This is a genomic window from Erysipelothrix sp. strain 2 (EsS2-6-Brazil) (genome assembly GCF_016617625.1).
Classification (GTDB): Bacteria; Bacillota_I; Bacilli_A; order Erysipelotrichales; family Erysipelotrichaceae; genus Erysipelothrix; species Erysipelothrix piscisicarius.
Genome location: NZ_SBAR01000009.1, coordinates 33,199 through 56,662, shown reverse-complemented (window position 1 = coordinate 56,662; position 23,464 = coordinate 33,199). Strand labels below are relative to the sequence as shown.

Here is a 23,464-nt window from a genome sequence, read left to right as displayed (position 1 = left end):
TTGGAGCAGGTGAGGGGAATTGAACCCCCGCCTCAACCTTGGCAAGGTCGTGTTCTACCATTGAACTACACCTGCAAATGGCGGTCCAGACGGGAATCGAACCCGCGATCTCCTGCGTGACAGGCAGGCATGTTAACCGCTACACCACTGGACCATTTGCAAACATTAAATTTTTCTTGGAGCAGGTGAGGGGAATTGAACCCCCGCCTCAACCTTGGCAAGGTCGTGTTCTACCATTGAACTACACCTGCAAATGGCGGTCCAGACGGGAATCGAACCCGCGATCTCCTGCGTGACAGGCAGGCATGTTAACCGCTACACCACTGGACCATTTGCAAAACGTTAAACCTTTAACGCTCATATATATTACCATAGATATATTCTTATTCCAAGCCTTTTTTACAACATAAACTAGTTTTTTTTGTCTGATTTCAAAACAACACTGGAATGCAACCTTACAGTCAACAACACGACGGAAAAATACGAAAATTCACTTCTAAAAAGTACCATGAAGTTATTATACGAAAAAAAAAGAACGTTACGTTCTATATTATTTTAATATTTTTGGAGCAGGTGAGGGGAATTGAACCCCCGCCTCAACCTTGGCAAGGTCGTGTTCTACCATTGAACTACACCTGCAAAAAAATGGCGGTCCAGACGGGAATCGAACCCGCGATCTCCTGCGTGACAGGCAGGCATGTTAACCGCTACACCACTGGACCATTTTTTTATTTAAGAAACAAATAATGGCGGAGATGGGGAGATTTGAACTCCCGCGCCAGTTACCCGACCTATACCCTTAGCAGGGGCACCTCTTCAGCCACTTGAGTACATCTCCAAGTTTGTTTCTTGCGCTCTTCTTTGAGTGCTCATTCATATTATCACAACAATAGGTCTTAGGCAATAGCCTTTTATTGTTTTTTTTAATATTTACCGTTGTTTGGGGTATAATGAGTCTATGAACAATAAAAATAAACAAAAGACTGCAAATATGTTACTTAAAATCACGCTATTCGCCGTTTTAGTAATCGTATTTATTCTAACAGAATTTATGAAACCAAATATAAATTCAAACAAGGAACAGGTTACACTAAGTAAGTGTATTGACGGGGATACAGCACAGCTAAACATTGGTGGGAAAAAAGAGAAAGTTCGTTTTATTGCTGTTGATACACCTGAATTACGTCAAAATGATGAGTACAATCCTCAGTTTTATGCTGAAGAGGCAAGTTCGTTCACATGCAATCATTTAAAAAGTGCAAAAACGATTGAACTTGAATATGATCCCAACGCAGATAAATACGACAAGTATGGACGTGTGATAGCGTGGGTGCGTGTTGATGATGTACTTTTGCAAGAACTCCTGGTTTCGGGCGGCTACGCTAAAGTGAAATACATTTACGGAGACTATCTTTATGTAGATCAACTGAGTCGTTTGCAAAATCAAGCGAAAAAGCAAAATATTGGCCTGTGGCGTGATAAAGGTAGACATTAAATCGCTATATCTTTAAAATAAATTATAGATGGAGGAAATTATGATCGAAAAACGTAAAAATTTTATAATTAATATTTTATATTTTGCAATAAGTTTTAGTCTTGCTGCTTTAGTACTTAAGTTTTCAACAAAATACTTGATGCCCTTTATTATTGGTTTTGTGATTGCATTCTTGTTGAAGCCGGTAATATCTAAATTAACGAAAAAAATTGGAAATCAAAAAGGGTCTTCACTTTTAGTTGTTATTCTTTTCTATATATTATTAGCTGCGGCTATTTTTTGGATCTTGGTAGCGGTTATTGCAGGCATCCAAAATTTTGCTAAGGCTGTTCCAAGTTTTTATCAAACGACACTCTCTCCAGCAATCGAATCAATTATTGTTTGGGTTGAAGGTGCGGTCGTAAATCTCGACCCTGATGTAATTGATATTATTGAATCAATCGGTCGCTCTGTGGTGCAAAGCATCGATGGGATTTTCAAAGGGATTTCGGGTGGTACAATAAACTTTATAACACGATTAATTTCCTCGATTCCAAGTGTATTAATTTCAATCCTTATCGCGATTATTTCATCGTTCTTCTTTACACTTGACTATCAAGGGATTGTAAATAGTGTAATGGGAATGATTCCACTTAAACAAAGAACGTTAATCTTAGATATTAAAGATGGACTCATTTCAGTTCTAGGAAAATATTTAAGAGCATATGCCAAGTTGATGTCATTAACGTTTGTTGAATTATCAATCGCATTCTTTGTTCTTGGAATTCATAACCCAATAGGATTAGCCTTTATGGTAGCAATCATTGATATTCTTCCAGTTCTTGGTACTGGGACAGTTATGATTCCTTGGTTCATTATTGAACTCATTATGGGAAACACACCACTCGGTGTTGGTTTAATGATTACTTACATCATTATTACCGTCATTCGAAATATCTTGGAACCAAAGATTGTTGGAGATCAAATTGGATTGCATCCCCTTGCAACCCTTATCCTTATATACGTAGGGTTGAAGATGTTTGGTTTCGTAGGTTTATTCGCACTTCCAATCTCGGCAACGATTCTTAAAACGCTTCATGACGAAGGTAAAATAACCATCTTTCGCAGAGATGAAGATTTGAATCAAACGGCCATAGAGGACTAGAAGAATTTAATAATCGGATGCAGTCACATTGACTGCACTCTGATTATTATATTTTTTTTGTTTAATATGTTGACAACAACGATTAGTGTGATAAAATGTAAAGGCTTATGAATTAATACTGGGTTTCTTTCGTGGAAACCTAATTAATATGTGAGTCGTGGCACACATGGTACTGTGTGCACAAAAAAACTAAGAAGGGAGAAAATTAATGCCTACAATTAACCAATTGATTCAAAAAGGTCGTACAAAACGCGTTTACAAATCGAAATCACCGGCATTAGGTCGTAGTTTAAATACGATTAAACGTCAAACAACTAAAGTAAATAGTCCACAAAAACGTGGAGTATGTACACGTGTTGGTACAATGACACCTAAGAAACCTAACTCAGCATTACGTAAATATGCACGTGTTCGTTTGAGTAATGGTATGGAAGTTACGGCTTATATTCCAGGAATCGGTCACAACTTACAAGAACATAGTGTTGTTCTTATTCGTGGTGGTCGTGTTAAAGACTTACCTGGGGTTCGTTACCACATCGTTCGTGGAACAATGGACTGTGCTGGTGTAACTGACCGTCGTCAAAGCCGTTCACTATACGGTACTAAAAAACCAAGACAAGAAGATTAATTAACATCAAAAATGAGAGGAGTGAATTAAATGCCTAGAAAAGGACATGTTCCAAAGCGCGACGTAGTTGCTGATCCAATTTACAATTCAAAATTAGTAACACGTTTAATCAACAGAATCATGATTGATGGTAAAAAAGGTTTAGCACAATCAATTCTTTATAACGCTTTTGCAATTATTGAAGAAAAAACAGGTCGCCAACCAATGGAAGTATTTGAGGAAGCTTTAGACAACGTATTACCAGTCTTAGAACTTAAAGCTCGCCGAGTTGGTGGATCAAACATCCAAATCCCTATTGAAGTAACTCAAGAACGTCGTTTGACACTTGGACTTCGTTGGATTGTTCAATATTCACGTTCACGTGGAGAAAAAACAATGGAAGAACGCTTAGCTGCTGAAATCATCGATGCATCAAATGGTGTAGGTGCTTCAGTTAAGAAACGTGACGATGTGCATAAAATGGCTGAAGCCAATAAAGCATTCGCACACTACCGTTGGTAAGATTAACGTAGAAAAGGAGACTTACATCTTATGGCAAGAGAATTTTCATTAGATAAAATGCGTAATATCGGTATCATGGCTCACATCGATGCTGGTAAAACAACTACAACAGAACGTATTCTCTATTATACAGGTCGTACACATAAGATCGGGGAAACTCATGATGGTGCTGCAACGATGGACTGGATGGCGCAGGAGCAAGAACGTGGTATTACAATCACTTCAGCTGCTACAACTGCTGCTTGGAAGGGCCACCGCGTAAACATTATTGATACTCCTGGTCACGTTGACTTTACTGTTGAGGTTGAACGTTCATTACGTGTTCTTGATGGTGCGGTTACAGTACTTGATGCTAAATCAGGTGTTGAACCTCAAACAGAAACTGTTTGGCGTCAAGCAACAAAATATAACGTACCTCGTATCGTGTTCATTAATAAGATGGACGCAACCGGTGCAGATTTCTATATGTCAGCAAAAACTATTGTTGATCGTTTAGGAGCTAAATCAGCACCAATCCAAATCCCTATTGGGGTTGAAGACTATTTCGATGGTCTCATTGATATCGTTGAGCAAGAAGCACATATGTTTGCTGACGTATCACAAAAAACAGATGATATTGTTGAAATTCCTGAAGAGTTTAAAGCTCAAGTAGCTGAAGCTCGTGAAGTATTATTTGAACAAATCTCTGATTTCGATGAAGACTTTATGATGCTTATTCTTGAAGGTGTTGAACCAACAGTTGAACAAATCAAGACTGCTATCCGTAAAGCTGTAATCAGTGGTGAATTCTTCCCAGTACTTTGTGGTGCTGCTTATAAGAATAAAGGTGTTATCGCGATGCTTGATGCAGTTATCGATTACTTACCTTCACCAGTTGATATTCCAGCTGTGAATGGTACTTTACCAAGTGGTGAAGAAGCTGTTCGTGAAGCAAGTGATGAAGCACCATTCTCAGCTCTAGCTTTCAAAGTTATGACTGACCCATTTGTTGGACGTCTTACATACTTCCGTGTGTACTCAGGTGTTGCAACATCAGGTGGACCAGTATATAACTCAGTAAAACGCAAACGCGAACGCTTCGGTCGTATCATGCAAATGCATGCTAACCACCGTGAAGAAATCGATAACGTTTATGCTGGTGAAATCGCTGCTGCTGTTGGTCTTAAAGTTACAGGAACAGGGGATACACTTTGTGATGAAAAGAATGAAATCATTCTTGAATCAATGGTCTTCCCAGAACCAGTTATTAACGTTGCCGTTGAACCAAAATCAAAAGGTGACCAAGATAAGATGGGGCTTGCTTTAGCTAAATTAGCTGAAGAAGATCCAACATTTAAAACATATACCGATGATGAAACAGGACAAACAATCATTGCGGGGATGGGTGAGTTACACTTAGACATTCTTGTAGATCGTATGAAACGTGAATTTAAGGTTGAAGCTAACGTAGGTGCTCCACAAGTTGCTTACCGCGAAACAATTCGTAGTGCAGCAGACTGTGAAGGTAAATTCGTTCGCCAATCTGGTGGTCGTGGACAATATGGACACGTTTGGATCAAATTCGAACCAAACCCAGGTAAAGGTTTTGAATGGGTTGATAAAGTTGTTGGTGGTACAGTTCCTCGTGAATTTATCAAACCAGCACAAGAAGGGCTTACAGCTGCACTTCAAAATGGTTTAATTGCTGGATATCCTGCAATTGATATCAAAGCTACTTTATTCGACGGATCATCACATGATGTTGACTCCTCAGAAATGGCTTATAAAATCGCTGCTAGCATGGCTTTCAAGGAAGCTGCTAAAAAATGTAATCCAGTACTATTAGAACCAATCATGAATGTTGAAATCACAGCACCAAGTGAATACTTAGGAGCAGTTATGGGAGATATCTCAGGACGTCGTGGACAAATTCGTGATCAAGAAGAACGCGGTAACGCAGTTATCGTTAAAGCTTGGGTTCCACTATCAAATATGTCTGGATATACAACTGACCTTCGTTCATTTACACAAGGTCGCGGTAACTCATCAATGCAATTCGATCACTACGAAGAAGTGCCTAAGAGCATTGCAGAAACAGTTGCTAAAAAGAAAAAATAACCAGTTGATATTTACGTATTGATTTTATATGAAGATTATCTTAATATATAGTTGATAGGCAATATTTTATACATAGGAGGAAAATTGCACATGTCAAAAGAAAAATTTGATCGTTCCAAACCCCATGTTAACGTTGGTACATTAGGACACGTTGACCATGGTAAAACTACATTAACAGCTGCTATTACAAACGTATTAGCTAAAAAAGGTGGCGGGGCTGCTCAAGCTTACGACCAAATCGATAAAGCGCCTGAAGAAAGAGAACGTGGAATCACAATCTCAACTTCACACGTTGAATACGAAACAGAAGCTCGTCACTACGCACACGTTGACTGTCCAGGTCACGCTGACTACGTTAAAAACATGATCACAGGTGCTGCACAAATGGACGGTGCTATCTTAGTTGTTTCAGCTACAGATGGTCCAATGCCTCAAACTCGTGAGCACATCCTACTTGCAAAACAATTAGGTGTTCCTTACTTCGTAGTATTCTTGAACAAATGCGACATGGTTGATGACGAAGAGTTAATCGACTTAGTTGAAATGGAAGTTCGTGAATTACTATCAGAAAACGATTACGATGGAGATAACTGTCCAGTTATCCGCGGATCAGCTCTTAAAGCATTAGAAGGCGAAGCACAATGGGAAGAAAAAATTATCGAACTCATGGATGCTATCGACGCTAATGTTCCAGAACCAGTTCGTGATACAGACAAACCATTCTTAATGTCAGTAGAAGACGTATTCACAATCTCAGGTCGTGGTACAGTTGCTACAGGACGTGTTGAACGTGGAGAATTAAAACTTAACGAAGAAGTTGAAATCGTTGGTATTCACCCTACATCAAAAACTGTTGTTACAGGTATCGAAATGTTCCACAAAATGTTAGATTCAGCTATGGCTGGTGATAACGTTGGGGCACTTCTACGTGGTGTTAACCGTGAAGAAATCGAACGTGGACAAGTTCTTGCTAAACCAGGTTCAGTTACACCTCACAAAATCTTCAAAGCTCAAGTTTATATCTTAAGCAAAGAAGAAGGTGGACGTCATACTCCATTTGTTAACAACTACCGTCCTCAATTCTACTTCCGTACAACAGACGTAACCGGAACAATTCAATTACCTGAAGGTGTTGACATGGTTATGCCTGGTGATAACGTAGAAATGACTGTAGAACTTATCGCTCCAATCGCTGTAGAGCAAGGTACAACATTCTCAATTCGTGAGGGTGGACGTACAGTTGGTGCTGGTAACGTTACAGAAATCGTTAAATAATTACTTTTTAATAAATGAACCTCTACTAAGTAGAGGTTTTTTTATGCAAACAAGTCAAATTGTGGACTCTTACCTATTGTCGCTATTTATATAAGAAAAAAATAGATTTTTCGAGATCAAACAGAATGTAATTACAATCAATAGAACCGCTTAAAAGGAGGATTTTTATACCAATTTATTTTTTTTGAAATAATAGTCCAAAAGTCCTTGAATTTATAGATAGATAGTGTATAATACTAAAGCGACTGCATAGAAGTGCAAGGTTGCCGGCACACTGAATGGCGTTGTCATGGTCAGTGAGAAGCCGGGGAATTTGTACAGAGCAGGTCTATTGGAAATAGACAGTAGAAGGAGGAATTTCCATGGCAAAGAATTTTATTCGTATTCGTCTAAAAGCTTATGAACACCGTACTATTGATAGTGCAGCACAAAAAATTGTTCAAGCTGCTAACGATCACGGCGCACAAAAGGTAGTAGGACCAGTTCCATTACCAACAGAAAAACAAATCGTAACAATCTTACGATCAGTACACGTTAATAAGGATTCTCGTGAACAATTTGAATCAAGAACTCACAAGAGATTGATTGAAATTGTTGGCCCAACGGCAGAAACTATCGACGCATTAAGTCGTTTAGATCTACCAAGCGGTGTTGATATCGAGATCAAACTTTAGTAGAGAGGAGTTATCATGAAAGGATTACTAGGACGTAAATTAGGAATGACACAAGTCTTCACAACTGACGGTAAATTAATTCCAGTTAGTGTTGTCGAAGTATTACCAAACGTTGTTCTTCAAAAGAAAACAATGGAATCAGACAATTATGAAGCAGTTCAATTAGGTGCCTTCGACGTGAAGGAACAACGTGCAAATAAATCTGAGATTGCTCACGCTGCTAAAGCAAGCACTGCTCCAAAGAAATTTGTTCGTGAAATTGCTGGCTCAGAAATGATGAATTTTGAGGTTGGCGCAGAAATTAAAGCTGATTTATTCAGCGAAGGGGAATATGTTGACGTAACTGGAACATCACGTGGACATGGTTTCCAAGGTTCAATCGTTCGTGCGAACCAAAAAACAGGACCTAAAGCTCACGGTTCAGGATACCACCGTGGAGTTGGTTCACTTGCAACAGGTGGATTAAACCCTGCTGTAATTAAAAAAGGTCGTATTTTACCAGGACAACATGGTGGATACACTACAACAAACCAAAAATTAGAAGTTATCAAAGTTGATACAGAAAGTAACTATCTATTAATTAAAGGAAACATTCCTGGACCTAAGAAAGGTTTCGTAATTGTTAAATCAACAGTTAAACGCGTTAAATCTAAAGATCCAGTTGAATTAGTTGACTTTGCAGTTAAGGAGGATTCCGAAAATGCCTAAGTTAGATATTTTAAACCTTGAAGGCAAGAGTCTTCGTGAACTTGAGTTAAACGAAGCAGTATTTGGAATTGAACCAAATAATCAAACAATCTTTGAAGCCGTTGTTATGCAACAAGCTTCACTTCGTCAAGGTACACACAAAACTAAGAACCGTACAGAGGTTCGCGGTGGTGGACGTAAACCATGGCGTCAAAAAGGAACAGGTCGTGCTCGTCAAGGGTCAATCCGTTCTCCTCAATGGCGTGGTGGTGGAGTTGTTTTCGGACCTACTCCAAGAAGCTACAAATACAGCCTTAACCGTAAGGTTCGTCGTTTAGCTCTACGTTCAGCATTATCACAAAAAGTTATGGATTCAGAAATGTCAGTTGTTGAAAACTTAACAGTTGCAAACGTTAAGACTAAAGAATTCATTACAGTGATGGATGCACTTAAATTAAACAAGAAAACTCTATTTGTTGTTTCAGCTGAAGAAAATGTTGACAATGCTTACTTATCAATGCGTAACCTATCAAACACAATGATGTTAGATGTTCAAGGTTTAAACGTTTATGATATCGTAAATTGCGATCAAATTGTATTCACTGAAAAAGCAGCTATTGAAGCTGGGGAGGTGCTTGCATAATGAAACGTAACCCTAGAGATATTATTGTTCGTCCAATTATTACTGAGAAAACAGTAGCGATGCAACAAAATGATAACAAAGTTACTTTTGAAGTAGCTAAGGGATCAAACAAAATCGAAATTCGTCAAGCTATCGAAGAAATTTTCAATGTTAAAGTTGAAAAAATCAACGTTATCAATGTTTTACCACGTAAAAAACGTGTAGGACGTTACGAAGGACAAACTAAGGCAGTTCGCAAAGCAATCGTGAAACTTGCTGAAGGTTCAAAAATCGAAGTTCTTTAATCAATAAAACTTATCGGAAGAATTACGCTATTTCCGGATAACTTGCGTAGGGAGGAATTATTACATGGCAATTAAACATTATAAGCCAACTACTCCTGGACGTCGCGGAATGACAACTTTAGCTAACGAACAGTTATCTAAAAATGTTAAACCAGAACGTTCATTAGTAGCTCCACTAAGTAAAACTGGTGGACGTGGTAATACAGGTCGTATTACAACTCGTCACATCGGTGGTGGACACAAACGTCAATACCGTATTATTGACTTTAAACGTAACAAAGATGATATTCCAGCAAAAGTTGCTACAATCGAATATGATCCAAACCGTTCAGCAAATATTGCTTTATTAAACTATGCTGATGGTGAAAAACGATACATTTTAGCTCCAAAAGGGTTAAAAGTTGGAGATGTAATCTTTAGTGGCGCATCTGCTGATATTAAAGTTGGTAATGCTAAAGAATTAGGCCAAATGCCTGAAGGTACATTAGTACACAATATCGAATTAAAACCAGGACGTGGAGCACAATTAGTGCGTTCAGCTGGAACATCAGCTCAAGTTCTTGGTATTGAAGAAAAACATGTTACTGTTCAATTAGCATCTGGTGAAGTTCGTAAGATTTTATCAACATGCCGTGCAACAATCGGTGAAGTTGGAAACTCAGAACATTCATTAGTAAACATTGGTAAAGCTGGACGTAAACGTCATATGGGTGTTCGCCCAACTGTACGTGGTTCCGCTATGAACCCTGTTGATCACCCTCATGGTGGTGGGGAAGGACGTACTCCAATCGGACGTAAGTCACCTATGACACCTTGGGGTAAAAAAGCTATGGGTGTTAAAACTCGTAGAGATAAGAAAGCATCGACTAAGTTAATTGTACGTCGACGCAATGATAAGTAGACGAAAGGAAGGAAGAAAGATATGAGTCGTAGTTTAAAAAAAGGACCATTTTGTGATCTTCATTTAATGAATAAAGTTGAAAAACTAAATGCTGAAAGCAAAAAAGAAGTTATCAAGACTTGGTCACGCCGTTCAACTATTTTCCCTCAATTCGTTGAGCATACGTTTGCGGTGCATAATGGTAAGGAACACGTTCCTGTGTTTGTTACTGAAGACATGGTAGGACATAAATTAGGTGAGTTCGTACCAACACGTCGTTATACAGGTCACGCAGCTGACAAGAAGGCGGGTCGTTAATATGGAAGTAAAAGCAATAGTTAAAACAGTTCGTGTTACTCCACGTAAAGCACGTCTTGTTCTAGATGAAATTCGTGGACTTGATGTTGATCATGCAGCAGCTATCTTAAGATATACACCTAATTCTGCTTCAAAAGTAATTGCTAAAGTTTTAGATTCAGCAATTGCAAATGCAACAAACAATCATCAATTAGATGAAGAAAAACTTTACATCTCAGCATGCTATGCTGACGAAGGTGTAACAATGAAGCGTTTCAGACCTCGTGCTAAAGGTTCTGCAGCGCCAATCATGAAGCGTACAAGCCACATTACTGTTGTGGTTTCGGAACGCGCCTAAAGGGAGGACAGACAATGGGACAAAAAGTACATCCGATCGGTATGCGCGTTGGTGTCATTCGTGATTGGGAATCACGTTGGTATGCTGAAAAAGATTTCGCAAATTTATTACACGAAGATAAATTAATTCGTGACTATATTTTCAAAAATCTTAAAGATGCATATGTATCACGCGTAGAAATCGAACGATCAAAGAATCGTGTTGACATCATTATCCGTACAGCTCGCCCAGGAGTTGTTATTGGAGTTAATGGTGCAAATATTGAAAAAGTTAAAAAAGATATTGCAAAAATCTCAGAAGGCAACACAGTTAACATTAAAGTGTTAGAAGTTGCTAACCCAGATTTAGATGCTCATTTAGTTGCTCGTAATATTGCTGAGCAATTAGAACAACGTGCATCATTTAGAACTGCTCAAAAACGTACAATTCAACGTACAATGCGTGCAGGTGCTAAAGGAATCAAAACAGCCGTTTCAGGCCGTTTAGGTGGAGCAGATATGGCTCGTACAGAAGGATATTCAGAGGGAATCGTTCCTCTACATACACTTCGTTCAGACATTGACTACGCACACTATGAAGCTAATACTCAATTTGGTATCTTAGGTGTTAAAGTATGGATCTGCCGCGGAGAAGTATTACCAGGTCAAAAGGTTCAAGAACCTGAAGCACCTAAGGGTGGTAAGTTTGATCGTCCACGTCGTCGTCGTAACGACCGTCGTCCAAACAACAACCCACGTAATGCTAAACCAGCAGCTTCAGCTGCATCAAAAGACGAGCAAGGAGGTAACTAGTTATGTTAATGCCAAAACGTACAAAATATAGAAAACCACATCGTCTTTCATACGAGGGACGTTCAAAAGCTGGACGTACAGTTGCTTTTGGAGAATACGGTTTGGTTGCTGAATCAGGAAACTATGTAAGTAACCGTCAAATCGAATCTGCTCGTATTGCAATGACTCGTTATATGAAACGTGGTGGGAAAGTTTGGATTAAAATCTTCCCTCACTTAGCAATCACTAAAAAACCATTAGAAGTTCGAATGGGTTCTGGTAAAGGTGCACCTGAAGGTTGGGTAGCCGTTGTTAAACCAGGTCGAGTAATGTTTGAAATCGCTGGAGTATCTGAAGAAGTAGCACGCGAAGCGTTCCGCTTAGCTTCACACAAACTAGCAGTTAAAACTCGATTTGTTAAAAAGGGAGAGGAGGAACAAGTATGACAACAGTAAAAGAAATCCGTGAAAAAAATGACGCTGATTTATTAGTTGAAATTGATGCTTTAAAGGAAGAGTTATTTGATTTACGTTTCCAACAAGCAATTGGTCAACTTGAAAATCCTGCTCGATTAAGAGAAATCCGTAAAACGATTGCTCGGATTAAGACAGTGATCACTGAGCGCGAGCTTAGTGACAATAAGTAGGAGGTCACAACGCGATGGAAAGAAACAAGCGCAAAGTTTACCGTGGTACTGTTGTATCTGATGCAATGGATAAAACGGTAGTAGTAGAAGTAAAAACGTCAAAACGTCATCCATTGTATGGAAAACGTGTAAACTATTCAAAAAAATTCAAGGCTCATGATGAAACTAATGAAATCAAAGTTGGAGATATTGTTGAAATTATGGAAACTCGTCCATTATCAGCAACAAAATTCTGCCGCGTAACAAAATTAGTTGAAAAAGCCGAAGTATTGTAGGAGGTTGTCAAGATGATACAAAATGAATCAAGATGTAAAGTCGCTGACAACACTGGTGCTAAGGAAATCTTAGTAATTCGTTGTCTAGGTGGTAGCCGTCGTCGTTCAGCAAGCATTGGAGACATTGTTGTTGGTACGGTTAAACAAGCTATTCCTGGTGGAACAGTTAAAAAAGGTGATGTCGTTAAAGCGGTAGTAGTTCGTACTAAATACGGTGTACGTCGTGAAAATGGATCATACATTAATTTCGATGATAACGCAGTTGTTATCTTAAAAGATGATATGACTCCTCGCGGAACTCGTATTTTTGGACCGGTAGCTCGCGAGCTTCGTGAATATAATTTCATGAAAATCGTATCATTAGCACCGGAAGTGTTATAGGAGGCTTTTATGAGAATCAAACGTGGAGATAATGTTCAAGTAATTACAGGCTCATACAAGGGCACCATTGGTGATGTCATTGAAGTTTCACCTAAACATGACAAAGTAAAGGTTGAAGGTGTTAATTTAATTAAAAAACACATGAAACCAAGCCAAATGAACCCAGAGGGTGGTATTATTGAACAAGAAGCATGGATTCATGTTTCAAACGTAATGTTATACGATGCTAAAGCAAAAGCTCCAAGCCGTGTAGCTTACAAAGAAGAAAAAGGTAAAAAAGTTCGCGTCTATAAAAAATCAGGCGCAGCAGTAAAATAAGGAGGTATAGCTAAATGAACTTAAAAGAACAATACAAAAATGAAGTAGTTGCTAAATTAGTTGAAGAATTTAACTATACTTCAGTAATGCAAACACCTAAACTCGAAAAAATCGTTGTTAACATGGGTGTTGGTGAAGCAATCAACAACGCTAAATTCTTAGATGATGCTGTTGCTGATTTAGAAATTATTACTGGTCAAAAACCAGTTATCACAAGAGCTAAAAAATCAATTGCTAACTTCAAATTACGTGAAGATATGCCTATTGGATGTAAAGTAACACTACGTGGTCAAAAAATGTATGACTTCTTAGAAAAACTTATCAAAGTTGCTCTTCCTCGTGTACGTGACTTCCGTGGTATTAACGGTGGATCATTTGACGGACGTGGTAACTATACTATGGGTGTTAAAGAACAATTAATCTTCCCAGAAATTGATTTTGATAAAGTAAATAAAGTTCGTGGTATGGATATTACTATCGTTACTACAGCTAAAACAGATAAAGAAGGTTATGCTTTACTTTCAATGTTAGGCATGCCATTTAAAAAGGAGGGTAACTAATGGCTAAGAAATCAAAAATCGCTCGTGAAAAACAACGTCAAGAGATCGTAGATCGCTACGCAGAAAAACGTGCTGAGTTAAAAGCCAAAGGTGATTACGAAGGACTTCAAAAACTTCCACGTAATGCATCACCTGTACGTCTTCACAACCGCGACATGGTTGACGGACGCCCTCACGGATACTTACGTAAATACGGTATGTCTCGTATTCGCTTCCGCGAAGCTGCTCATAAAGGGCAAATTCCAGGCGTTAAAAAGGCAAGCTGGTAGTATAAAGGAGGAGCTTTTCAGATGTATGTAACAGATCCAATCGCTGATTTACTTACACGTGTTCGTAATGCTATTCAAGCAAAACACGATGTAGTTGAAATTCCAGCAAGTAAAGAAAAAACAGAAATCGCTAGAATTTTGAAAGAAGAAGGTTTTATCCGCGACTACCTAGTTAGTGGTGAAGGAATCAAAAAGACAATTACAATTGTTCTTAAATATGGTCCTAACAACGAACGAGTAATTAGCGGGTTAAAACGAATTTCAAAACCTGGTAAACGCGTATACGCGAAGACAAATGAAGTTCCACGTGTTCTTAACGGACTTGGAATTGCAATCATTTCAACTTCAGAAGGTATGCTAACAGACAAGCAAGCTCGCGCTAAACATGTTGGTGGCGAAGTCTTAGCTTACGTTTGGTAAGAGAGGAGACACTAAATGTCACGTATCGGAAATAAAACGATTACCATTCCGGCAGGCGTTGAAGTCGAAGTAAAAGCTGGCAATGAGGTGACAGTAAAAGGTCCTAAGGGAACTTTAACACGTCAGTTCAGTGAGCTTTACGAAATCGAAATTAACGAAGGCGAAATCAACGTTAAACGCCCGAATGATTCAAAAAAAGTTAAACAATTACATGGTACTACACGATCACTAATCGCTAACATGATTACTGGAGTAAGTGAAGGATTCACTAAATCTCTAGAATTAGTTGGTATCGGGTATCGTGCATCTAAGTCAGATAACAAGTTAGTCTTGAATGTTGGATACTCACATCCAATCGAGTTTGAACTAGAAGATGGTGTAGATATCGAAGTACCTAGCGCAACAGCTATCAACGTCAGTGGTGTTGATAAGCAACGCGTTGGAGAATGGGCAGCAAATATTCGTGCTACTCGTAAACCTGAACCATATCTCGGTAAAGGTGTTAAATACAAAAATGAAGTTATCCGTCGCAAAGAGGGTAAAACAGCAGCTAAGAAATAGTGGGAAAGGAGAATTTGAACGATGGCAAAAAAATTATCAAGAAATCAAGAACGAGTTCGTCGTCATGCTCGAGTTCGTCGTAAAGTCAGTGGAACGCAAGAACGCCCACGTCTTAGCGTGTATCGATCAAATGGAAACATTTCTGCACAAGTTATTGATGATGTTACAGGTAACACATTAGTATCAGCAGGATCGGTACAAATGAAACTCGCAAATGGCGGTAATATTGAGGCAGCAGCGCAAGTTGGTAACGCTGTAGCTAAATTAGCATTAGAACAAGGAATTAAATCTGTAGTGTTTGACCGTGGTGGTTATATTTATCATGGACGTGTTAAAGCATTAGCAGAGGCAGCTCGTGAAGCTGGACTAGAGTTTTAATAAGGAGGAACATGATGAATCGTAAACCTAGAAGAGAACAACGCGAACAAGAATTCGAAGAACGCGTTGTTGTCATCAATCGTGTAACTAAAGTTGTTAAGGGTGGTCGTCGTTTCCGCTTCGCTGCTCTAGTTGTAGTTGGTGACAAAAAAGGTCGTGTCGGTTTCGGAACAGGTAAAGCCAACGAAGTTCCAGATGCAATCCGCAAGGGTGTAGAAGCCGCAAAGAAAAACTTAATTAACGTTAAGATGATTAACGGAACATTGCCACATGCAAACACAGGTAAATTTGGTGCCGGAGAAGTATTTGTACGTCCTGCAGCAGAAGGTACTGGAGTTATTGCTGGTGGAGCAATTCGTGACGTTATGGAGTTAGCAGGTGTTACTGACGTGCTAACAAAATGTATTGGTTCACGTACACCAATCAACATGGTTCGTGCTACATTTGAAGCACTAGAATCAATGAAAACAGTTGATGAAGTTGCGAATTTAAGAGAAATCAAAGTCGAAGACGTACGATAGTAGGAGGCCTTTATGAAATTACATGAATTAAAATATAATGAAGGTGCACGCCAAGATCGTAAACGTCTTGGTCGTGGACAAGGTTCAGGAACTGGTAAGACATCAGGAAAAGGTCACAAGGGTCAAAATGCTCGTAGTGGCGGTGGTGTTTCACTAGGATTTGAAGGTGGTCAAACACCATTGTTCAAACGTATTCCAAAACGCGGTTTTAAAAATGTTAACCGTGTGGACTATGCAGTTGTAAACTTAAGTTCATTAAACGTATTTGAAGACGGAACTGAAGTTACAATTGAAGCACTTTTAGAAAAAGGAATTATCAAAAAAACACTTGACGGAGTTAAAATCTTAGGTCAAGGTGAATTAGAGAAAAAATTAGTTGTTAAAGCTAACGCATTCTCAAAATCAGCAGTTGAAAGTATTGAAAAATTAGGTGGAAAAGTAGAGGTAATCTAATGAGATTTTTTACTGATTTATTCAAAAATAAAGAAATCAGAATAAGAATCATTTTCACACTTGCAATGTTATTGATTTATCGACTAGGGACAGTTATTCCTGTTCCTAACGTCGATAGCGTTAAAGTCGCAGGATCAATGGCTAGCGAACTAAATTCAAATACATTAGTTGGAATGATGAATATTCTTGGTGGAGGGTTTATCCAATCATTTTCAATTTTCGCTCTAGGTGTAGGACCTTACATTACCGCATCAATTATTATCCAATTGTTATCAATGGATGTTATACCATATTTAACTGAGTTAACGAAGTCTGGTCAAAAGGGTAAATTACAACTTGACCGAATTACACGTTACCTTGGCGTGGTATTAGCATACATTCAAGCGATTGGAATTATTAGCTTACTCAACAATCAACATAAAATTCTGTTGAGTAGTACTGTAGCGGACTACTTCTTTATGGGAACTGTAATGGCTGCGGGAACAATGTTCCTTCTATGGCTTGGTGATCAAATCACTCAAAAGGGTGTAGGTAATGGATTATCAATGATTATTTTCGCAGGTATCGTATCAAATCTACCAAGTCAATTTAAAGGCGCTTTTGCTGAAATGACTAAAGCTGGTACAACTATGGGCTTTGTATGGTGTGCAGTCTATGTGCTCTTATACTTAGCGATTATTATTCTTGTTATCTACATGAACGGTGCCGTTCGTAAGATTTCAATTCAATATACATCAAACGTAGGTGGAACCACTCGTGGTAAGAGTATGAACCATTTGCCATTAATGATTAACTCTGCATCAGTTATTCCAGTAATTTTTGCTGGAGCAATTATGCAAGCACCTGTTATTGTTATGAGTTGGATTAACCAAAATAGTGGTTTCTACAAGTTTATGACAACAACAATGAGCTTACAACAACCGGTAGGATTAATTGTCTATGCATTATTAATAATTGCATTCACATTCTTCTACACACACTTACAAGTTGACCCTGAAAAGATTTCAGAGGATTTCGGTAAGAATGGATCATATATCCCAGGTGTACGCCCGGGTAAAGATACAAAGAATTACATCAGTACAATTCTAAATAGAATTACGGTATTAGGAGCCTTATTCCTGACATTTGTAGCATTACTCCCTCATGTGCTACCGATGATTACACAGGGAGCAATTCCAGCAAGTACAGCAATTGGTGGTACAGGTATCATCATCGTTGTCGGTGTTGCACTTGAAACAGTTAAAGAACTTGAGGGTCGTATGACACAACGTTCATACAAAGGTTTATTTAACAAATAACAATTAGGAGGACAGTTTATGAATTTATTAATCATGGGTCCTGCTGGTAGTGGTAAAGGTACAATGTCAGCGCATATTGTTGAATTGTTCAATGTTGCTCACATTTCAACTGGAGATATGTTTAGAGAAGCTATCTCAAATGCTACTCCAGTTGGAATTGAAGCAAAATCATATATTGATCAAGGAAAACTTGTGCCTGACGAAGTAACCGACCGCATGGTAAAAGAGCGTATCTCAAAAGATGATTGCTTGAATGGTTACTTATTGGATGGCTATCCACGTAACTTACATCAAGCAGAAGCACTTGAGGTAATGTCAAATGATATTAACCGCCCTATTGATTTAGTAATCAATCTTGAGGTAGAATATGAGGAGCTTGTAAAACGAATTACGGGCCGTCGTCTATGTAAAGATTGTGGTGCGATCTATCATATTGACAACAATCCACCTAAAGTAGAATCTAAATGTGATATTTGCGGTGGAGAACTATACCAACGAAGCGATGACAACGAAGAAAAACTTCAAGTTCGTTTTGAAGAGTATATTAACCAAACAAAACCAGTTATCGATTATTATCGTGAAAAAGGTTTAGTTCGTGACGTTAATGCATCTCAACCTGCAGAAACCGTTATGAATGAGATAAAAAACATCTTGGAGGCGGTTAAATGATATCAACCAAGTCTGAACGTGAATTAGAATTAATGCGCGAAGCAGGAAGAATTGCTTTTGAGTGCCAAGAGGCAGTCAAGGATGCAATCCAACCTGGTGTATCAACCAAACATTTGGATGATATTGCTCGTAATTATATTCTAAGTCAAGGTGCAACACCAGCGTTTCTTGGTTATGATGGATTTCCGGGTTCAATTTGTGCTTCGGTAAATGAAGTTTTAGTTCATGGTATTCCTAGTTCAGAGGTAATCCTCAAGAATGGCGATATTATCACGATTGATGTAGGCGCTATTTATAAAGGTTATTACAGCGATCATGCTTGGACATATCCTGTTGGGGAAATAAGTGATGAAGCAAAAAACTTATTAAAAGTAACTGAAGAGTCGTTATTTGCAGGAATTGAAGCTGCTGTAGCGGGAAATCGTATTGGAGATATTGGTCATGCGGTAATGACAGTAGTTCAACCATTTGGTTATGGACTTCCTGTTGAATACTCAGGACATGGTGTCGGAACTTCGATGCACGAAGCTCCATACGTACCCAATGTTGGTGTTCCTAATAAGGGAGCGCTTCTTCGCAAAAATATGGTTATTGCGATTGAACCTATGGTTCAAATTGGAACCAATAAAACATCTGTATTAGATGATGAGTGGACTGTTGTATCAGAAGACAGATCCTTAACAGCTCATTTTGAACATACAGTGGTAATTCTTGAAGATAGTTATGAAATTTTAACTCGAACAAAGGAGGCTTTTAAACACTCATGAGCAAAGAAAATGTTATCGAAGTAGATGGAGTAGTTCTTGATACATTGCCTGGAGCAATGTTTAAGGTGGAACTCAGTAATGGTCATGAAATTTTAGCTCACGTATCTGGTAAAATCCGTATGCACTACATTCGCATTTTACCGGGAGATCGCGTGACTGTTGAGATTTCGCCTTACGATTTATCACGTGGGCGCATTACATTTAGACATAAATAAGATAGTTTTAGGAGGATAATACTATGAAAGTAAGACCATCTGTAAAACCAATGTGTGAAAAATGTAGAGTTATTCGACGCAATGGTAGAGTAATGATTATTTGTGAAAATCCAAAACACAAACAAAGACAAGGATAGGAGGACGTCATATTAATGGCTCGTATAGCAGGAATTGACATTCCACGTAATAAACGTGTAGTAGTCTCATTAACATATATCTACGGTATTGGCTTAACAACATCAAAAGAAATCTTAGAAAAATGCGAAATCAGCGAAGATATCCGCGTTAAAGATTTAACTGAAGAACAAGTTAATGCAATCCGTCGTGAAGTAGAATCAATCAAAGTTGAAGGGGATCTTCGTCGTGAAGTTAACCTTAACATCAAACGCTTAATGGAAATCGGTTCAAACCGAGGAATCCGTCATCGTCGTGGCTTACCAGTTCGTGGACAACGTACAAAAACAAATGCACGTACACGTAAAGGACCTCGTCGTACAGTAGCAAATAAAAAGAAATAATAAGGTTAATTAATTAGGAGGAAAACGTAATGGCAAAAGCAAAAGTAGCTCGTAAACGTCGTGTCCGTAAGAATATAGCACGCGGAGTTGCACACATTCATTCGACATTTAACAATACTATTGTTACAATTTCAGATGAACAAGGAAATGTTATCGCTTGGTCAAGTGCTGGTGCTTTAGGCTTCAAGGGTTCACGTAAGTCAACACCTTATGCAGCTCAAATGGCATCAGAAGCAGCAGCTAAAGCGGCAGTTGATCATGGTATGAAAACAGTTGAAGTTAGTGTTAAAGGACCTGGACCAGGTCGTGAATCGGCAGTTCGTGCACTTCAAGTAGCAGGACTAGAAATTAGTGTAATCAATGATGTTACACCAGTTCCGCACAATGGATGCCGTCCACCAAAACGTCCACGTGGATAATAATATAAACTATAACAAGGAGGTATTCATAGATGAACAAGTTTGAACGTGCGAAATTTGAAGTAAAAGAATTTGATGAAACAGCACATTATGGTAAGTTCGTTATCGAACCACTTGAACGTGGTTTTGGTAATACTATCGGGAATGCGCTAAGACGTGTACTCCTTTCATCTTTACCAGGCGCAGCAGTTTACTCAATTAAAATTGAGGGTGTGTATCATGAATTCACATCAATTGCAGGCGTAGGAGAAGATGTTACAGGTATCGTTCTCAACGTTAAGGATCTTGTTTTAAATGTTCAAGATGAAGAAGTTTATACACTTCGCATCTCACAAAAAGGTCCTAAAGTTGTTACAGCAGCTGACATCGAATGCCCAGCAAATGTGGAGATCTTAAATAAAGATCACATTATTGCAACACTTGCAGAAGGTGCAGTGTTAGAGATGGAGCTTAAAGCTCGTAATGGTCGTGGCTATGTAAGTTCTGATGAAAACAAATTAATCTATCAAAATGCATCACAAGGAATTGGCACGATTTTTACAGATTCTATTTATACTCCAATTGAAAGAGTTAAGTATCATATCGAACCGACACGTGTCGGTCAAGACTCTAAATATGATCGTTTAATTATGGAAGTTTGGACAAATGGTTCAATACAACCTCAAGTAGCGTTATCATTAGGTTCAAAAATTTTAATGGACCATTTAGAGCAAATTGTTGCAATTAAAGATTCAGTTTATGAAACAGAATCTGTAATTAAACCTGATGTTTCAGGCGTTGAAAATCCAATGGCAACAATGATGATCGAAGATTTAGACTTGTCAGTTCGTTCATATAACTGCTTAAAGCGCGCAGGTATTCAAACAGTTGAAGAGTTAACACTTAAAACTGAAGATGAAATGATGCGCATTCGTAATCTAGGTAAGAAGTCACTTAAAGAAGTTAAAGACAAACTCCATGATCTTGGATTAGGCTTTAAATCATTTGAATAGGAGGAAATAGAATGAAAAACCGTAAATTAGGTCGTGATTCAGCTCACCGTAAAGCATTGCTACGCAATCTTTCAACTAGCTTAATTGTTCATGGTCGAATCGAAACAACAGAAAAGAAAGCAATGGAACTTCGTTCAGTTGCAGATAAACTTGTAACTCTTGCAAAACGCGGGGATTTACATGCTCGTCGTGAAGCAGCAAAAATCGTTTTTAACGTTGTTGCTGATGAAAAAACTGGTCAAACAGCTCTTCAAAAACTTTTTGATGAAATTGGACCTAAATATGCAGACCGCAATGGTGGTTACACACGTGTAATCAAAACTGAAATGCGTCGTGGTGATGCAGCTCCAATGGCTATTATTGAATTCGTTTAATATTAGTTAAAAAAAGATAATCGATACAGTATGCACGGGAGTATCCACTCTCGTCTCGAGGTATTGTACTCAAAATATAATCTTTTAAACCGCTTTAATCATTTAAGGCGGTTTTTTTGTGCTCTAGAGCCCGTGTAGGTCCCCTTAACAGTACAAAATCGTTTTTAAGGTAAAAATACACATAAAGATGATATTGATCCTAGGAGAGGATTTAGGAGAAGCATAATAATAATCCATCACGCTTCCGTAACGAAATATTATTTCAAACTGTGTCCAATATCGGTGAAAATATTATTTGACATATTCGTATAAATAAGGTAATTTATTGATAGAGGTACATCAGTACCGAGGAGGAGAAATATGGACGCATTTGTAAAGTTTTTGGATGAAAAATTGTCCGCGCCAATGGCTAAACTTGCGAACCAACGACATCTGCGAGCAATTCGTGACGGGATCATCGCTACATTGCCGTTAATCGTTGTGGGATCTTTCTTTTTGATTCTTGCAGCACCGCCATTACCACAGAGTTGGAAGCTCTATCAATTTCTAACAGGCCATGCCGCTAAAATTCTACTGCCATTTAGATTATCGATGGCAATCATGACGCTTTATGCTACATTTGGAATTGGATCAAGCTTGGCTAAGTCTTATGATTTGGATGAACTTTCGGGAGGAATTTTAGCGACTGCAGCCTTCCTATTGACTTTTATACCGATAAACATTCCTGCAGATGCAGGGTTGGAAGTATCGGGATGGGTATTACCAATGGCAAACCTTGGTGGAGCAGGGATGTTTGTTGGAATTATCACATCAATCCTTGCAGTCGAAATATTCCGTTGGACTGATAAATCAAACTTCAAGATTTCAATGCCGCCTCAAGTTCCAACATCTGTTGCGCGCTCGTTTGAAGCACTTGTTCCAACCGCAATCATACTTGTACTTATGGCAACCATTACGTATTGGATTGGCTTTAACTGGCATACATTTATCGCTGGACTTGTAAAACCAATTGTCCATGCTGCCGATACACTACCAAGTGTTCTTATCATTGTTTTCCTTGTTACATTCTTCTGGTCATTTGGGATTCATGGTGTCTCCATTATTGGGACATTAGCACGTCCGATTTGGCTACAACTATTGGATAATAATACCGCTGCATCCGTAGCGGGACAGGCACTTCCAGCAATCAGTGCAGAGCCCTTCTATCAATGGTTTATTTGGATTGGTGGTTCAGGGGCAACGATTGGTCTTGCAATTGCCATGGCCTTCTTTTCAAAATCCGCATATGCTAAATCATTAGGTAAAACCGCATTTATTCCTGCATGTTTTAATATCAATGAACCGATTATATTTGGTGCACCTATTGTGATGAACCCAATATTAATCATTCCATTTATCATTACACCACTTGTAGGTACGGTTATCGCGTGGTTGGCAACTTCAGCCGGCTTAGTTAATCGTGTTATTGTTACAGCTCCGTGGACGTTGCCTGGACCTATTGGGGCCTATATCGCAACAGGTGGCGATTATCGAGCAGCGATTTTAAATATTCTACTCATCGTAATTTCAGTTGTGATTTACTATCCATTCTTTAAAATCTATGATAATAAACTATTAGAAGAAGAACGCGTAGGAAGTTAAAAATTTGTGATCTAGACGGGGGTCTTGCAACTGCAAGACCTCTTTCGTTAAAATGA

36 protein-coding genes and 7 tRNA genes are annotated in these 23,464 nt (G+C 38.6%); 36 read left to right on the top strand and 7 right to left on the bottom strand.

Features of this window, described 5'->3' with window-relative positions; translation table 11 throughout:
* Position 1: 1 nt before the first annotated feature.
* The 7 genes from EPJ89_RS06500 to EPJ89_RS06470 all read right to left on the bottom strand — a co-directional run bounded on the left by EPJ89_RS06500 (position 2) and on the right by EPJ89_RS06470 (position 838).
* A tRNA-Gly gene (locus tag EPJ89_RS06500) sits at positions 2-75 on the bottom strand.
* A 3-nt stretch (positions 76-78) separates the two neighbouring features.
* A tRNA-Asp gene (locus EPJ89_RS06495) sits at positions 79-154 on the bottom strand.
* Between the two features lie 23 nt (positions 155-177).
* Positions 178-251 (bottom strand) — tRNA-Gly (locus tag EPJ89_RS06490).
* A gap of 3 nt (positions 252-254) precedes the next feature.
* Positions 255-330 (bottom strand) — tRNA-Asp (locus tag EPJ89_RS06485).
* A gap of 235 nt (positions 331-565) precedes the next feature.
* A tRNA-Gly gene (locus tag EPJ89_RS06480) sits at positions 566-639 on the bottom strand.
* Between the two features lie 7 nt (positions 640-646).
* Positions 647-722: transfer RNA gene (locus EPJ89_RS06475), tRNA-Asp, on the bottom strand.
* A 25-nt stretch (positions 723-747) separates the two neighbouring features.
* Positions 748-838, bottom strand: a tRNA-Ser gene (locus tag EPJ89_RS06470).
* A 120-nt stretch (positions 839-958) separates the two neighbouring features.
* On the opposite strand from EPJ89_RS06470, the gene EPJ89_RS06465 reads away from it, so the two are divergent.
* The 36 genes from EPJ89_RS06465 (at position 959) to EPJ89_RS06290 (ending at position 23,408) form a co-directional block, all read left to right on the top strand.
* Positions 959-1,495, top strand: coding sequence for a thermonuclease family protein (locus EPJ89_RS06465; RefSeq protein WP_200542730.1), 537 nt, complete (start codon positions 959-961; stop codon positions 1,493-1,495).
* A gap of 40 nt (positions 1,496-1,535) precedes the next feature.
* The gene (ytvI, locus tag EPJ89_RS06460) at positions 1,536-2,639 is read left to right on the top strand and encodes a sporulation integral membrane protein YtvI (protein ID WP_125164259.1); all 1,104 of its coding nucleotides are present in this window, start codon (positions 1,536-1,538) and stop codon (positions 2,637-2,639) included.
* Positions 2,640-2,847: 208 nt separating this feature from the next.
* Positions 2,848-3,267 (top strand): 30S ribosomal protein S12, encoded by a 420-nt coding sequence (rpsL, locus tag EPJ89_RS06455; protein ID WP_003775175.1) that lies wholly within the window; start codon positions 2,848-2,850, stop codon positions 3,265-3,267.
* Between the two features lie 30 nt (positions 3,268-3,297).
* Positions 3,298-3,768: a 30S ribosomal protein S7 gene (gene rpsG, locus EPJ89_RS06450; protein ID WP_003775176.1), complete on the top strand. Its 471-nt coding sequence runs from the start codon at positions 3,298-3,300 to the stop codon at positions 3,766-3,768.
* 30 nt (positions 3,769-3,798) lie between these two features.
* Positions 3,799-5,865 carry an elongation factor G gene (gene fusA, locus EPJ89_RS06445; RefSeq protein WP_161637319.1) on the top strand — a complete coding sequence of 689 codons (2,067 nt, stop codon included), beginning with the start codon at positions 3,799-3,801 and terminating at the stop codon, positions 5,863-5,865.
* 90 nt (positions 5,866-5,955) lie between these two features.
* On the top strand, positions 5,956-7,140 hold the full coding sequence (gene tuf, locus EPJ89_RS06440) for an elongation factor Tu (protein ID WP_018579501.1): 1,185 nt from the start codon (positions 5,956-5,958) through the stop codon (positions 7,138-7,140).
* A gap of 362 nt (positions 7,141-7,502) precedes the next feature.
* Complete coding sequence (gene rpsJ, locus EPJ89_RS06435) at positions 7,503-7,814, top strand: 30S ribosomal protein S10 (RefSeq protein WP_003775184.1); 312 nt, start codon at positions 7,503-7,505, stop codon at positions 7,812-7,814.
* A gap of 15 nt (positions 7,815-7,829) precedes the next feature.
* Positions 7,830-8,522 (top strand): 50S ribosomal protein L3, encoded by a 693-nt coding sequence (rplC, locus tag EPJ89_RS06430; protein ID WP_125164262.1) that lies wholly within the window; start codon positions 7,830-7,832, stop codon positions 8,520-8,522.
* Positions 8,515-9,144, top strand: a complete 630-nt coding sequence (gene rplD, locus EPJ89_RS06425) for a 50S ribosomal protein L4 (protein ID WP_125164263.1) — start codon at positions 8,515-8,517, stop codon at positions 9,142-9,144. The genes rplC and rplD overlap by 8 nt, the downstream gene beginning before the upstream one ends.
* Positions 9,144-9,428 carry a 50S ribosomal protein L23 gene (gene rplW / locus EPJ89_RS06420; protein ID WP_003775188.1) on the top strand — a complete coding sequence of 95 codons (285 nt, stop codon included), beginning with the start codon at positions 9,144-9,146 and terminating at the stop codon, positions 9,426-9,428. The genes rplD and rplW overlap by 1 nt, the downstream gene beginning before the upstream one ends.
* A gap of 64 nt (positions 9,429-9,492) precedes the next feature.
* A complete protein-coding gene (rplB, locus tag EPJ89_RS06415) occupies positions 9,493-10,329 on the top strand; it encodes a 50S ribosomal protein L2 (RefSeq protein ID WP_125164265.1) in 837 nt (278 codons plus the stop codon).
* Positions 10,330-10,350: 21 nt separating this feature from the next.
* A complete protein-coding gene (rpsS, locus tag EPJ89_RS06410; protein ID WP_003775192.1) occupies positions 10,351-10,626 on the top strand; it encodes a 30S ribosomal protein S19 in 276 nt (91 codons plus the stop codon).
* A gap of 1 nt (position 10,627) precedes the next feature.
* Positions 10,628-10,963 (top strand): 50S ribosomal protein L22, encoded by a 336-nt coding sequence (gene rplV, locus EPJ89_RS06405; RefSeq protein WP_003775195.1) that lies wholly within the window; start codon positions 10,628-10,630, stop codon positions 10,961-10,963.
* A 14-nt stretch (positions 10,964-10,977) separates the two neighbouring features.
* A complete protein-coding gene (gene rpsC, locus EPJ89_RS06400; RefSeq protein ID WP_161637320.1) occupies positions 10,978-11,754 on the top strand; it encodes a 30S ribosomal protein S3 in 777 nt (258 codons plus the stop codon).
* Between the two features lie 2 nt (positions 11,755-11,756).
* Positions 11,757-12,179, top strand: coding sequence for a 50S ribosomal protein L16 (gene rplP, locus EPJ89_RS06395; protein ID WP_125164267.1), 423 nt, complete (start codon positions 11,757-11,759; stop codon positions 12,177-12,179).
* On the top strand, positions 12,176-12,379 hold the full coding sequence (rpmC, locus tag EPJ89_RS06390; protein WP_003775201.1) for a 50S ribosomal protein L29: 204 nt from the start codon (positions 12,176-12,178) through the stop codon (positions 12,377-12,379). Before rplP ends, rpmC begins: the two co-directional genes overlap by 4 nt.
* Positions 12,380-12,393: 14 nt before the next feature.
* A complete protein-coding gene (gene rpsQ / locus EPJ89_RS06385) occupies positions 12,394-12,654 on the top strand; it encodes a 30S ribosomal protein S17 (RefSeq protein ID WP_003775202.1) in 261 nt (86 codons plus the stop codon).
* 12 nt (positions 12,655-12,666) lie between these two features.
* The gene (rplN, locus tag EPJ89_RS06380; protein WP_125164268.1) at positions 12,667-13,035 is read left to right on the top strand and encodes a 50S ribosomal protein L14; all 369 of its coding nucleotides are present in this window, start codon (positions 12,667-12,669) and stop codon (positions 13,033-13,035) included.
* A gap of 9 nt (positions 13,036-13,044) precedes the next feature.
* On the top strand, positions 13,045-13,353 hold the full coding sequence (gene rplX / locus EPJ89_RS06375) for a 50S ribosomal protein L24 (RefSeq protein ID WP_125164269.1): 309 nt from the start codon (positions 13,045-13,047) through the stop codon (positions 13,351-13,353).
* 14 nt (positions 13,354-13,367) lie between these two features.
* On the top strand, positions 13,368-13,913 hold the full coding sequence (gene rplE / locus EPJ89_RS06370) for a 50S ribosomal protein L5 (RefSeq protein WP_161637321.1): 546 nt from the start codon (positions 13,368-13,370) through the stop codon (positions 13,911-13,913).
* Positions 13,913-14,182, top strand: coding sequence for a 30S ribosomal protein S14 (rpsN, locus tag EPJ89_RS06365; RefSeq protein WP_003775210.1), 270 nt, complete (start codon positions 13,913-13,915; stop codon positions 14,180-14,182). The genes rplE and rpsN overlap by 1 nt, the downstream gene beginning before the upstream one ends.
* 21 nt (positions 14,183-14,203) lie before the next feature.
* Positions 14,204-14,602 (top strand): 30S ribosomal protein S8, encoded by a 399-nt coding sequence (gene rpsH, locus EPJ89_RS06360; protein ID WP_003775212.1) that lies wholly within the window; start codon positions 14,204-14,206, stop codon positions 14,600-14,602.
* A 15-nt stretch (positions 14,603-14,617) separates the two neighbouring features.
* The gene (gene rplF / locus EPJ89_RS06355) at positions 14,618-15,163 is read left to right on the top strand and encodes a 50S ribosomal protein L6 (RefSeq protein WP_161637322.1); all 546 of its coding nucleotides are present in this window, start codon (positions 14,618-14,620) and stop codon (positions 15,161-15,163) included.
* A gap of 21 nt (positions 15,164-15,184) precedes the next feature.
* A complete protein-coding gene (gene rplR / locus EPJ89_RS06350; protein ID WP_125164273.1) occupies positions 15,185-15,541 on the top strand; it encodes a 50S ribosomal protein L18 in 357 nt (118 codons plus the stop codon).
* Positions 15,542-15,555: 14 nt separating this feature from the next.
* Positions 15,556-16,062: a 30S ribosomal protein S5 gene (rpsE, locus tag EPJ89_RS06345; protein WP_125164274.1), complete on the top strand. Its 507-nt coding sequence runs from the start codon at positions 15,556-15,558 to the stop codon at positions 16,060-16,062.
* Positions 16,063-16,074: 12 nt separating this feature from the next.
* Positions 16,075-16,515, top strand: a complete 441-nt coding sequence (gene rplO / locus EPJ89_RS06340; RefSeq protein WP_125164275.1) for a 50S ribosomal protein L15 — start codon at positions 16,075-16,077, stop codon at positions 16,513-16,515.
* Positions 16,515-17,813, top strand: coding sequence for a preprotein translocase subunit SecY (gene secY / locus EPJ89_RS06335; RefSeq protein ID WP_161637323.1), 1,299 nt, complete (start codon positions 16,515-16,517; stop codon positions 17,811-17,813). Before rplO ends, secY begins: the two co-directional genes overlap by 1 nt.
* Before the next feature lie 18 nt (positions 17,814-17,831).
* Positions 17,832-18,482 carry an adenylate kinase gene (locus EPJ89_RS06330; protein WP_125164277.1) on the top strand — a complete coding sequence of 217 codons (651 nt, stop codon included), beginning with the start codon at positions 17,832-17,834 and terminating at the stop codon, positions 18,480-18,482.
* Entirely contained in the window at positions 18,479-19,249 is a 771-nt protein-coding gene (gene map, locus EPJ89_RS06325) for a type I methionyl aminopeptidase (protein WP_125164278.1), read from the top strand. The genes EPJ89_RS06330 and map overlap by 4 nt, the downstream gene beginning before the upstream one ends.
* Complete coding sequence (gene infA, locus EPJ89_RS06320; protein WP_003775226.1) at positions 19,246-19,464, top strand: translation initiation factor IF-1; 219 nt, start codon at positions 19,246-19,248, stop codon at positions 19,462-19,464. Before map ends, infA begins: the two co-directional genes overlap by 4 nt.
* Before the next feature lie 23 nt (positions 19,465-19,487).
* Positions 19,488-19,601: a 50S ribosomal protein L36 gene (rpmJ, locus tag EPJ89_RS06315; RefSeq protein WP_016357297.1), complete on the top strand. Its 114-nt coding sequence runs from the start codon at positions 19,488-19,490 to the stop codon at positions 19,599-19,601.
* Between the two features lie 15 nt (positions 19,602-19,616).
* Positions 19,617-19,982 (top strand): 30S ribosomal protein S13, encoded by a 366-nt coding sequence (gene rpsM / locus EPJ89_RS06310; RefSeq protein WP_161637325.1) that lies wholly within the window; start codon positions 19,617-19,619, stop codon positions 19,980-19,982.
* A 29-nt stretch (positions 19,983-20,011) separates the two neighbouring features.
* The gene (gene rpsK, locus EPJ89_RS06305) at positions 20,012-20,401 is read left to right on the top strand and encodes a 30S ribosomal protein S11 (protein WP_003775229.1); all 390 of its coding nucleotides are present in this window, start codon (positions 20,012-20,014) and stop codon (positions 20,399-20,401) included.
* Positions 20,402-20,433: 32 nt separating this feature from the next.
* Positions 20,434-21,393 (top strand): DNA-directed RNA polymerase subunit alpha, encoded by a 960-nt coding sequence (locus EPJ89_RS06300; protein ID WP_003775232.1) that lies wholly within the window; start codon positions 20,434-20,436, stop codon positions 21,391-21,393.
* Between the two features lie 11 nt (positions 21,394-21,404).
* Positions 21,405-21,767 (top strand): 50S ribosomal protein L17, encoded by a 363-nt coding sequence (rplQ, locus tag EPJ89_RS06295; protein ID WP_018579484.1) that lies wholly within the window; start codon positions 21,405-21,407, stop codon positions 21,765-21,767.
* Between the two features lie 360 nt (positions 21,768-22,127).
* Positions 22,128-23,408: a PTS sugar transporter subunit IIC gene (locus EPJ89_RS06290; RefSeq protein WP_125164280.1), complete on the top strand. Its 1,281-nt coding sequence runs from the start codon at positions 22,128-22,130 to the stop codon at positions 23,406-23,408.
* Positions 23,409-23,464: the final 56 nt, after the last annotated feature.

Bases quoted from the DNA above. Each gene is read 5' to 3' on its own strand.
- EPJ89_RS06465 (WP_200542730.1), top strand. From the start codon at position 959: ATGAACAATAAAAATAAACAAAAGACTGCAAATATGTTACTTAAAATC.
- ytvI (WP_125164259.1), top strand. From the start codon at position 1,536: ATGATCGAAAAACGTAAAAATTTTATAATTAATATTTTATATTTTGCA.
- rpsL (WP_003775175.1), top strand. From the start codon at position 2,848: ATGCCTACAATTAACCAATTGATTCAAAAAGGTCGTACAAAACGCGTT.
- rpsG (WP_003775176.1), top strand. From the start codon at position 3,298: ATGCCTAGAAAAGGACATGTTCCAAAGCGCGACGTAGTTGCTGATCCA.
- fusA (WP_161637319.1), top strand. From the start codon at position 3,799: ATGGCAAGAGAATTTTCATTAGATAAAATGCGTAATATCGGTATCATG.
- tuf (WP_018579501.1), top strand. From the start codon at position 5,956: ATGTCAAAAGAAAAATTTGATCGTTCCAAACCCCATGTTAACGTTGGT.
- rpsJ (WP_003775184.1), top strand. From the start codon at position 7,503: ATGGCAAAGAATTTTATTCGTATTCGTCTAAAAGCTTATGAACACCGT.
- rplC (WP_125164262.1), top strand. From the start codon at position 7,830: ATGAAAGGATTACTAGGACGTAAATTAGGAATGACACAAGTCTTCACA.
- rplD (WP_125164263.1), top strand. From the start codon at position 8,515: ATGCCTAAGTTAGATATTTTAAACCTTGAAGGCAAGAGTCTTCGTGAA.
- rplW (WP_003775188.1), top strand. From the start codon at position 9,144: ATGAAACGTAACCCTAGAGATATTATTGTTCGTCCAATTATTACTGAG.
- rplB (WP_125164265.1), top strand. From the start codon at position 9,493: ATGGCAATTAAACATTATAAGCCAACTACTCCTGGACGTCGCGGAATG.
- rpsS (WP_003775192.1), top strand. From the start codon at position 10,351: ATGAGTCGTAGTTTAAAAAAAGGACCATTTTGTGATCTTCATTTAATG.
- rplV (WP_003775195.1), top strand. From the start codon at position 10,628: ATGGAAGTAAAAGCAATAGTTAAAACAGTTCGTGTTACTCCACGTAAA.
- rpsC (WP_161637320.1), top strand. From the start codon at position 10,978: ATGGGACAAAAAGTACATCCGATCGGTATGCGCGTTGGTGTCATTCGT.
- rplP (WP_125164267.1), top strand. From the start codon at position 11,757: ATGTTAATGCCAAAACGTACAAAATATAGAAAACCACATCGTCTTTCA.
- rpmC (WP_003775201.1), top strand. From the start codon at position 12,176: ATGACAACAGTAAAAGAAATCCGTGAAAAAAATGACGCTGATTTATTA.
- rpsQ (WP_003775202.1), top strand. From the start codon at position 12,394: ATGGAAAGAAACAAGCGCAAAGTTTACCGTGGTACTGTTGTATCTGAT.
- rplN (WP_125164268.1), top strand. From the start codon at position 12,667: ATGATACAAAATGAATCAAGATGTAAAGTCGCTGACAACACTGGTGCT.
- rplX (WP_125164269.1), top strand. From the start codon at position 13,045: ATGAGAATCAAACGTGGAGATAATGTTCAAGTAATTACAGGCTCATAC.
- rplE (WP_161637321.1), top strand. From the start codon at position 13,368: ATGAACTTAAAAGAACAATACAAAAATGAAGTAGTTGCTAAATTAGTT.
- rpsN (WP_003775210.1), top strand. From the start codon at position 13,913: ATGGCTAAGAAATCAAAAATCGCTCGTGAAAAACAACGTCAAGAGATC.
- rpsH (WP_003775212.1), top strand. From the start codon at position 14,204: ATGTATGTAACAGATCCAATCGCTGATTTACTTACACGTGTTCGTAAT.
- rplF (WP_161637322.1), top strand. From the start codon at position 14,618: ATGTCACGTATCGGAAATAAAACGATTACCATTCCGGCAGGCGTTGAA.
- rplR (WP_125164273.1), top strand. From the start codon at position 15,185: ATGGCAAAAAAATTATCAAGAAATCAAGAACGAGTTCGTCGTCATGCT.
- rpsE (WP_125164274.1), top strand. From the start codon at position 15,556: ATGAATCGTAAACCTAGAAGAGAACAACGCGAACAAGAATTCGAAGAA.
- rplO (WP_125164275.1), top strand. From the start codon at position 16,075: ATGAAATTACATGAATTAAAATATAATGAAGGTGCACGCCAAGATCGT.
- secY (WP_161637323.1), top strand. From the start codon at position 16,515: ATGAGATTTTTTACTGATTTATTCAAAAATAAAGAAATCAGAATAAGA.
- EPJ89_RS06330 (WP_125164277.1), top strand. From the start codon at position 17,832: ATGAATTTATTAATCATGGGTCCTGCTGGTAGTGGTAAAGGTACAATG.
- map (WP_125164278.1), top strand. From the start codon at position 18,479: ATGATATCAACCAAGTCTGAACGTGAATTAGAATTAATGCGCGAAGCA.
- infA (WP_003775226.1), top strand. From the start codon at position 19,246: ATGAGCAAAGAAAATGTTATCGAAGTAGATGGAGTAGTTCTTGATACA.
- rpmJ (WP_016357297.1), top strand. From the start codon at position 19,488: ATGAAAGTAAGACCATCTGTAAAACCAATGTGTGAAAAATGTAGAGTT.
- rpsM (WP_161637325.1), top strand. From the start codon at position 19,617: ATGGCTCGTATAGCAGGAATTGACATTCCACGTAATAAACGTGTAGTA.
- rpsK (WP_003775229.1), top strand. From the start codon at position 20,012: ATGGCAAAAGCAAAAGTAGCTCGTAAACGTCGTGTCCGTAAGAATATA.
- EPJ89_RS06300 (WP_003775232.1), top strand. From the start codon at position 20,434: ATGAACAAGTTTGAACGTGCGAAATTTGAAGTAAAAGAATTTGATGAA.
- rplQ (WP_018579484.1), top strand. From the start codon at position 21,405: ATGAAAAACCGTAAATTAGGTCGTGATTCAGCTCACCGTAAAGCATTG.
- EPJ89_RS06290 (WP_125164280.1), top strand. From the start codon at position 22,128: ATGGACGCATTTGTAAAGTTTTTGGATGAAAAATTGTCCGCGCCAATG.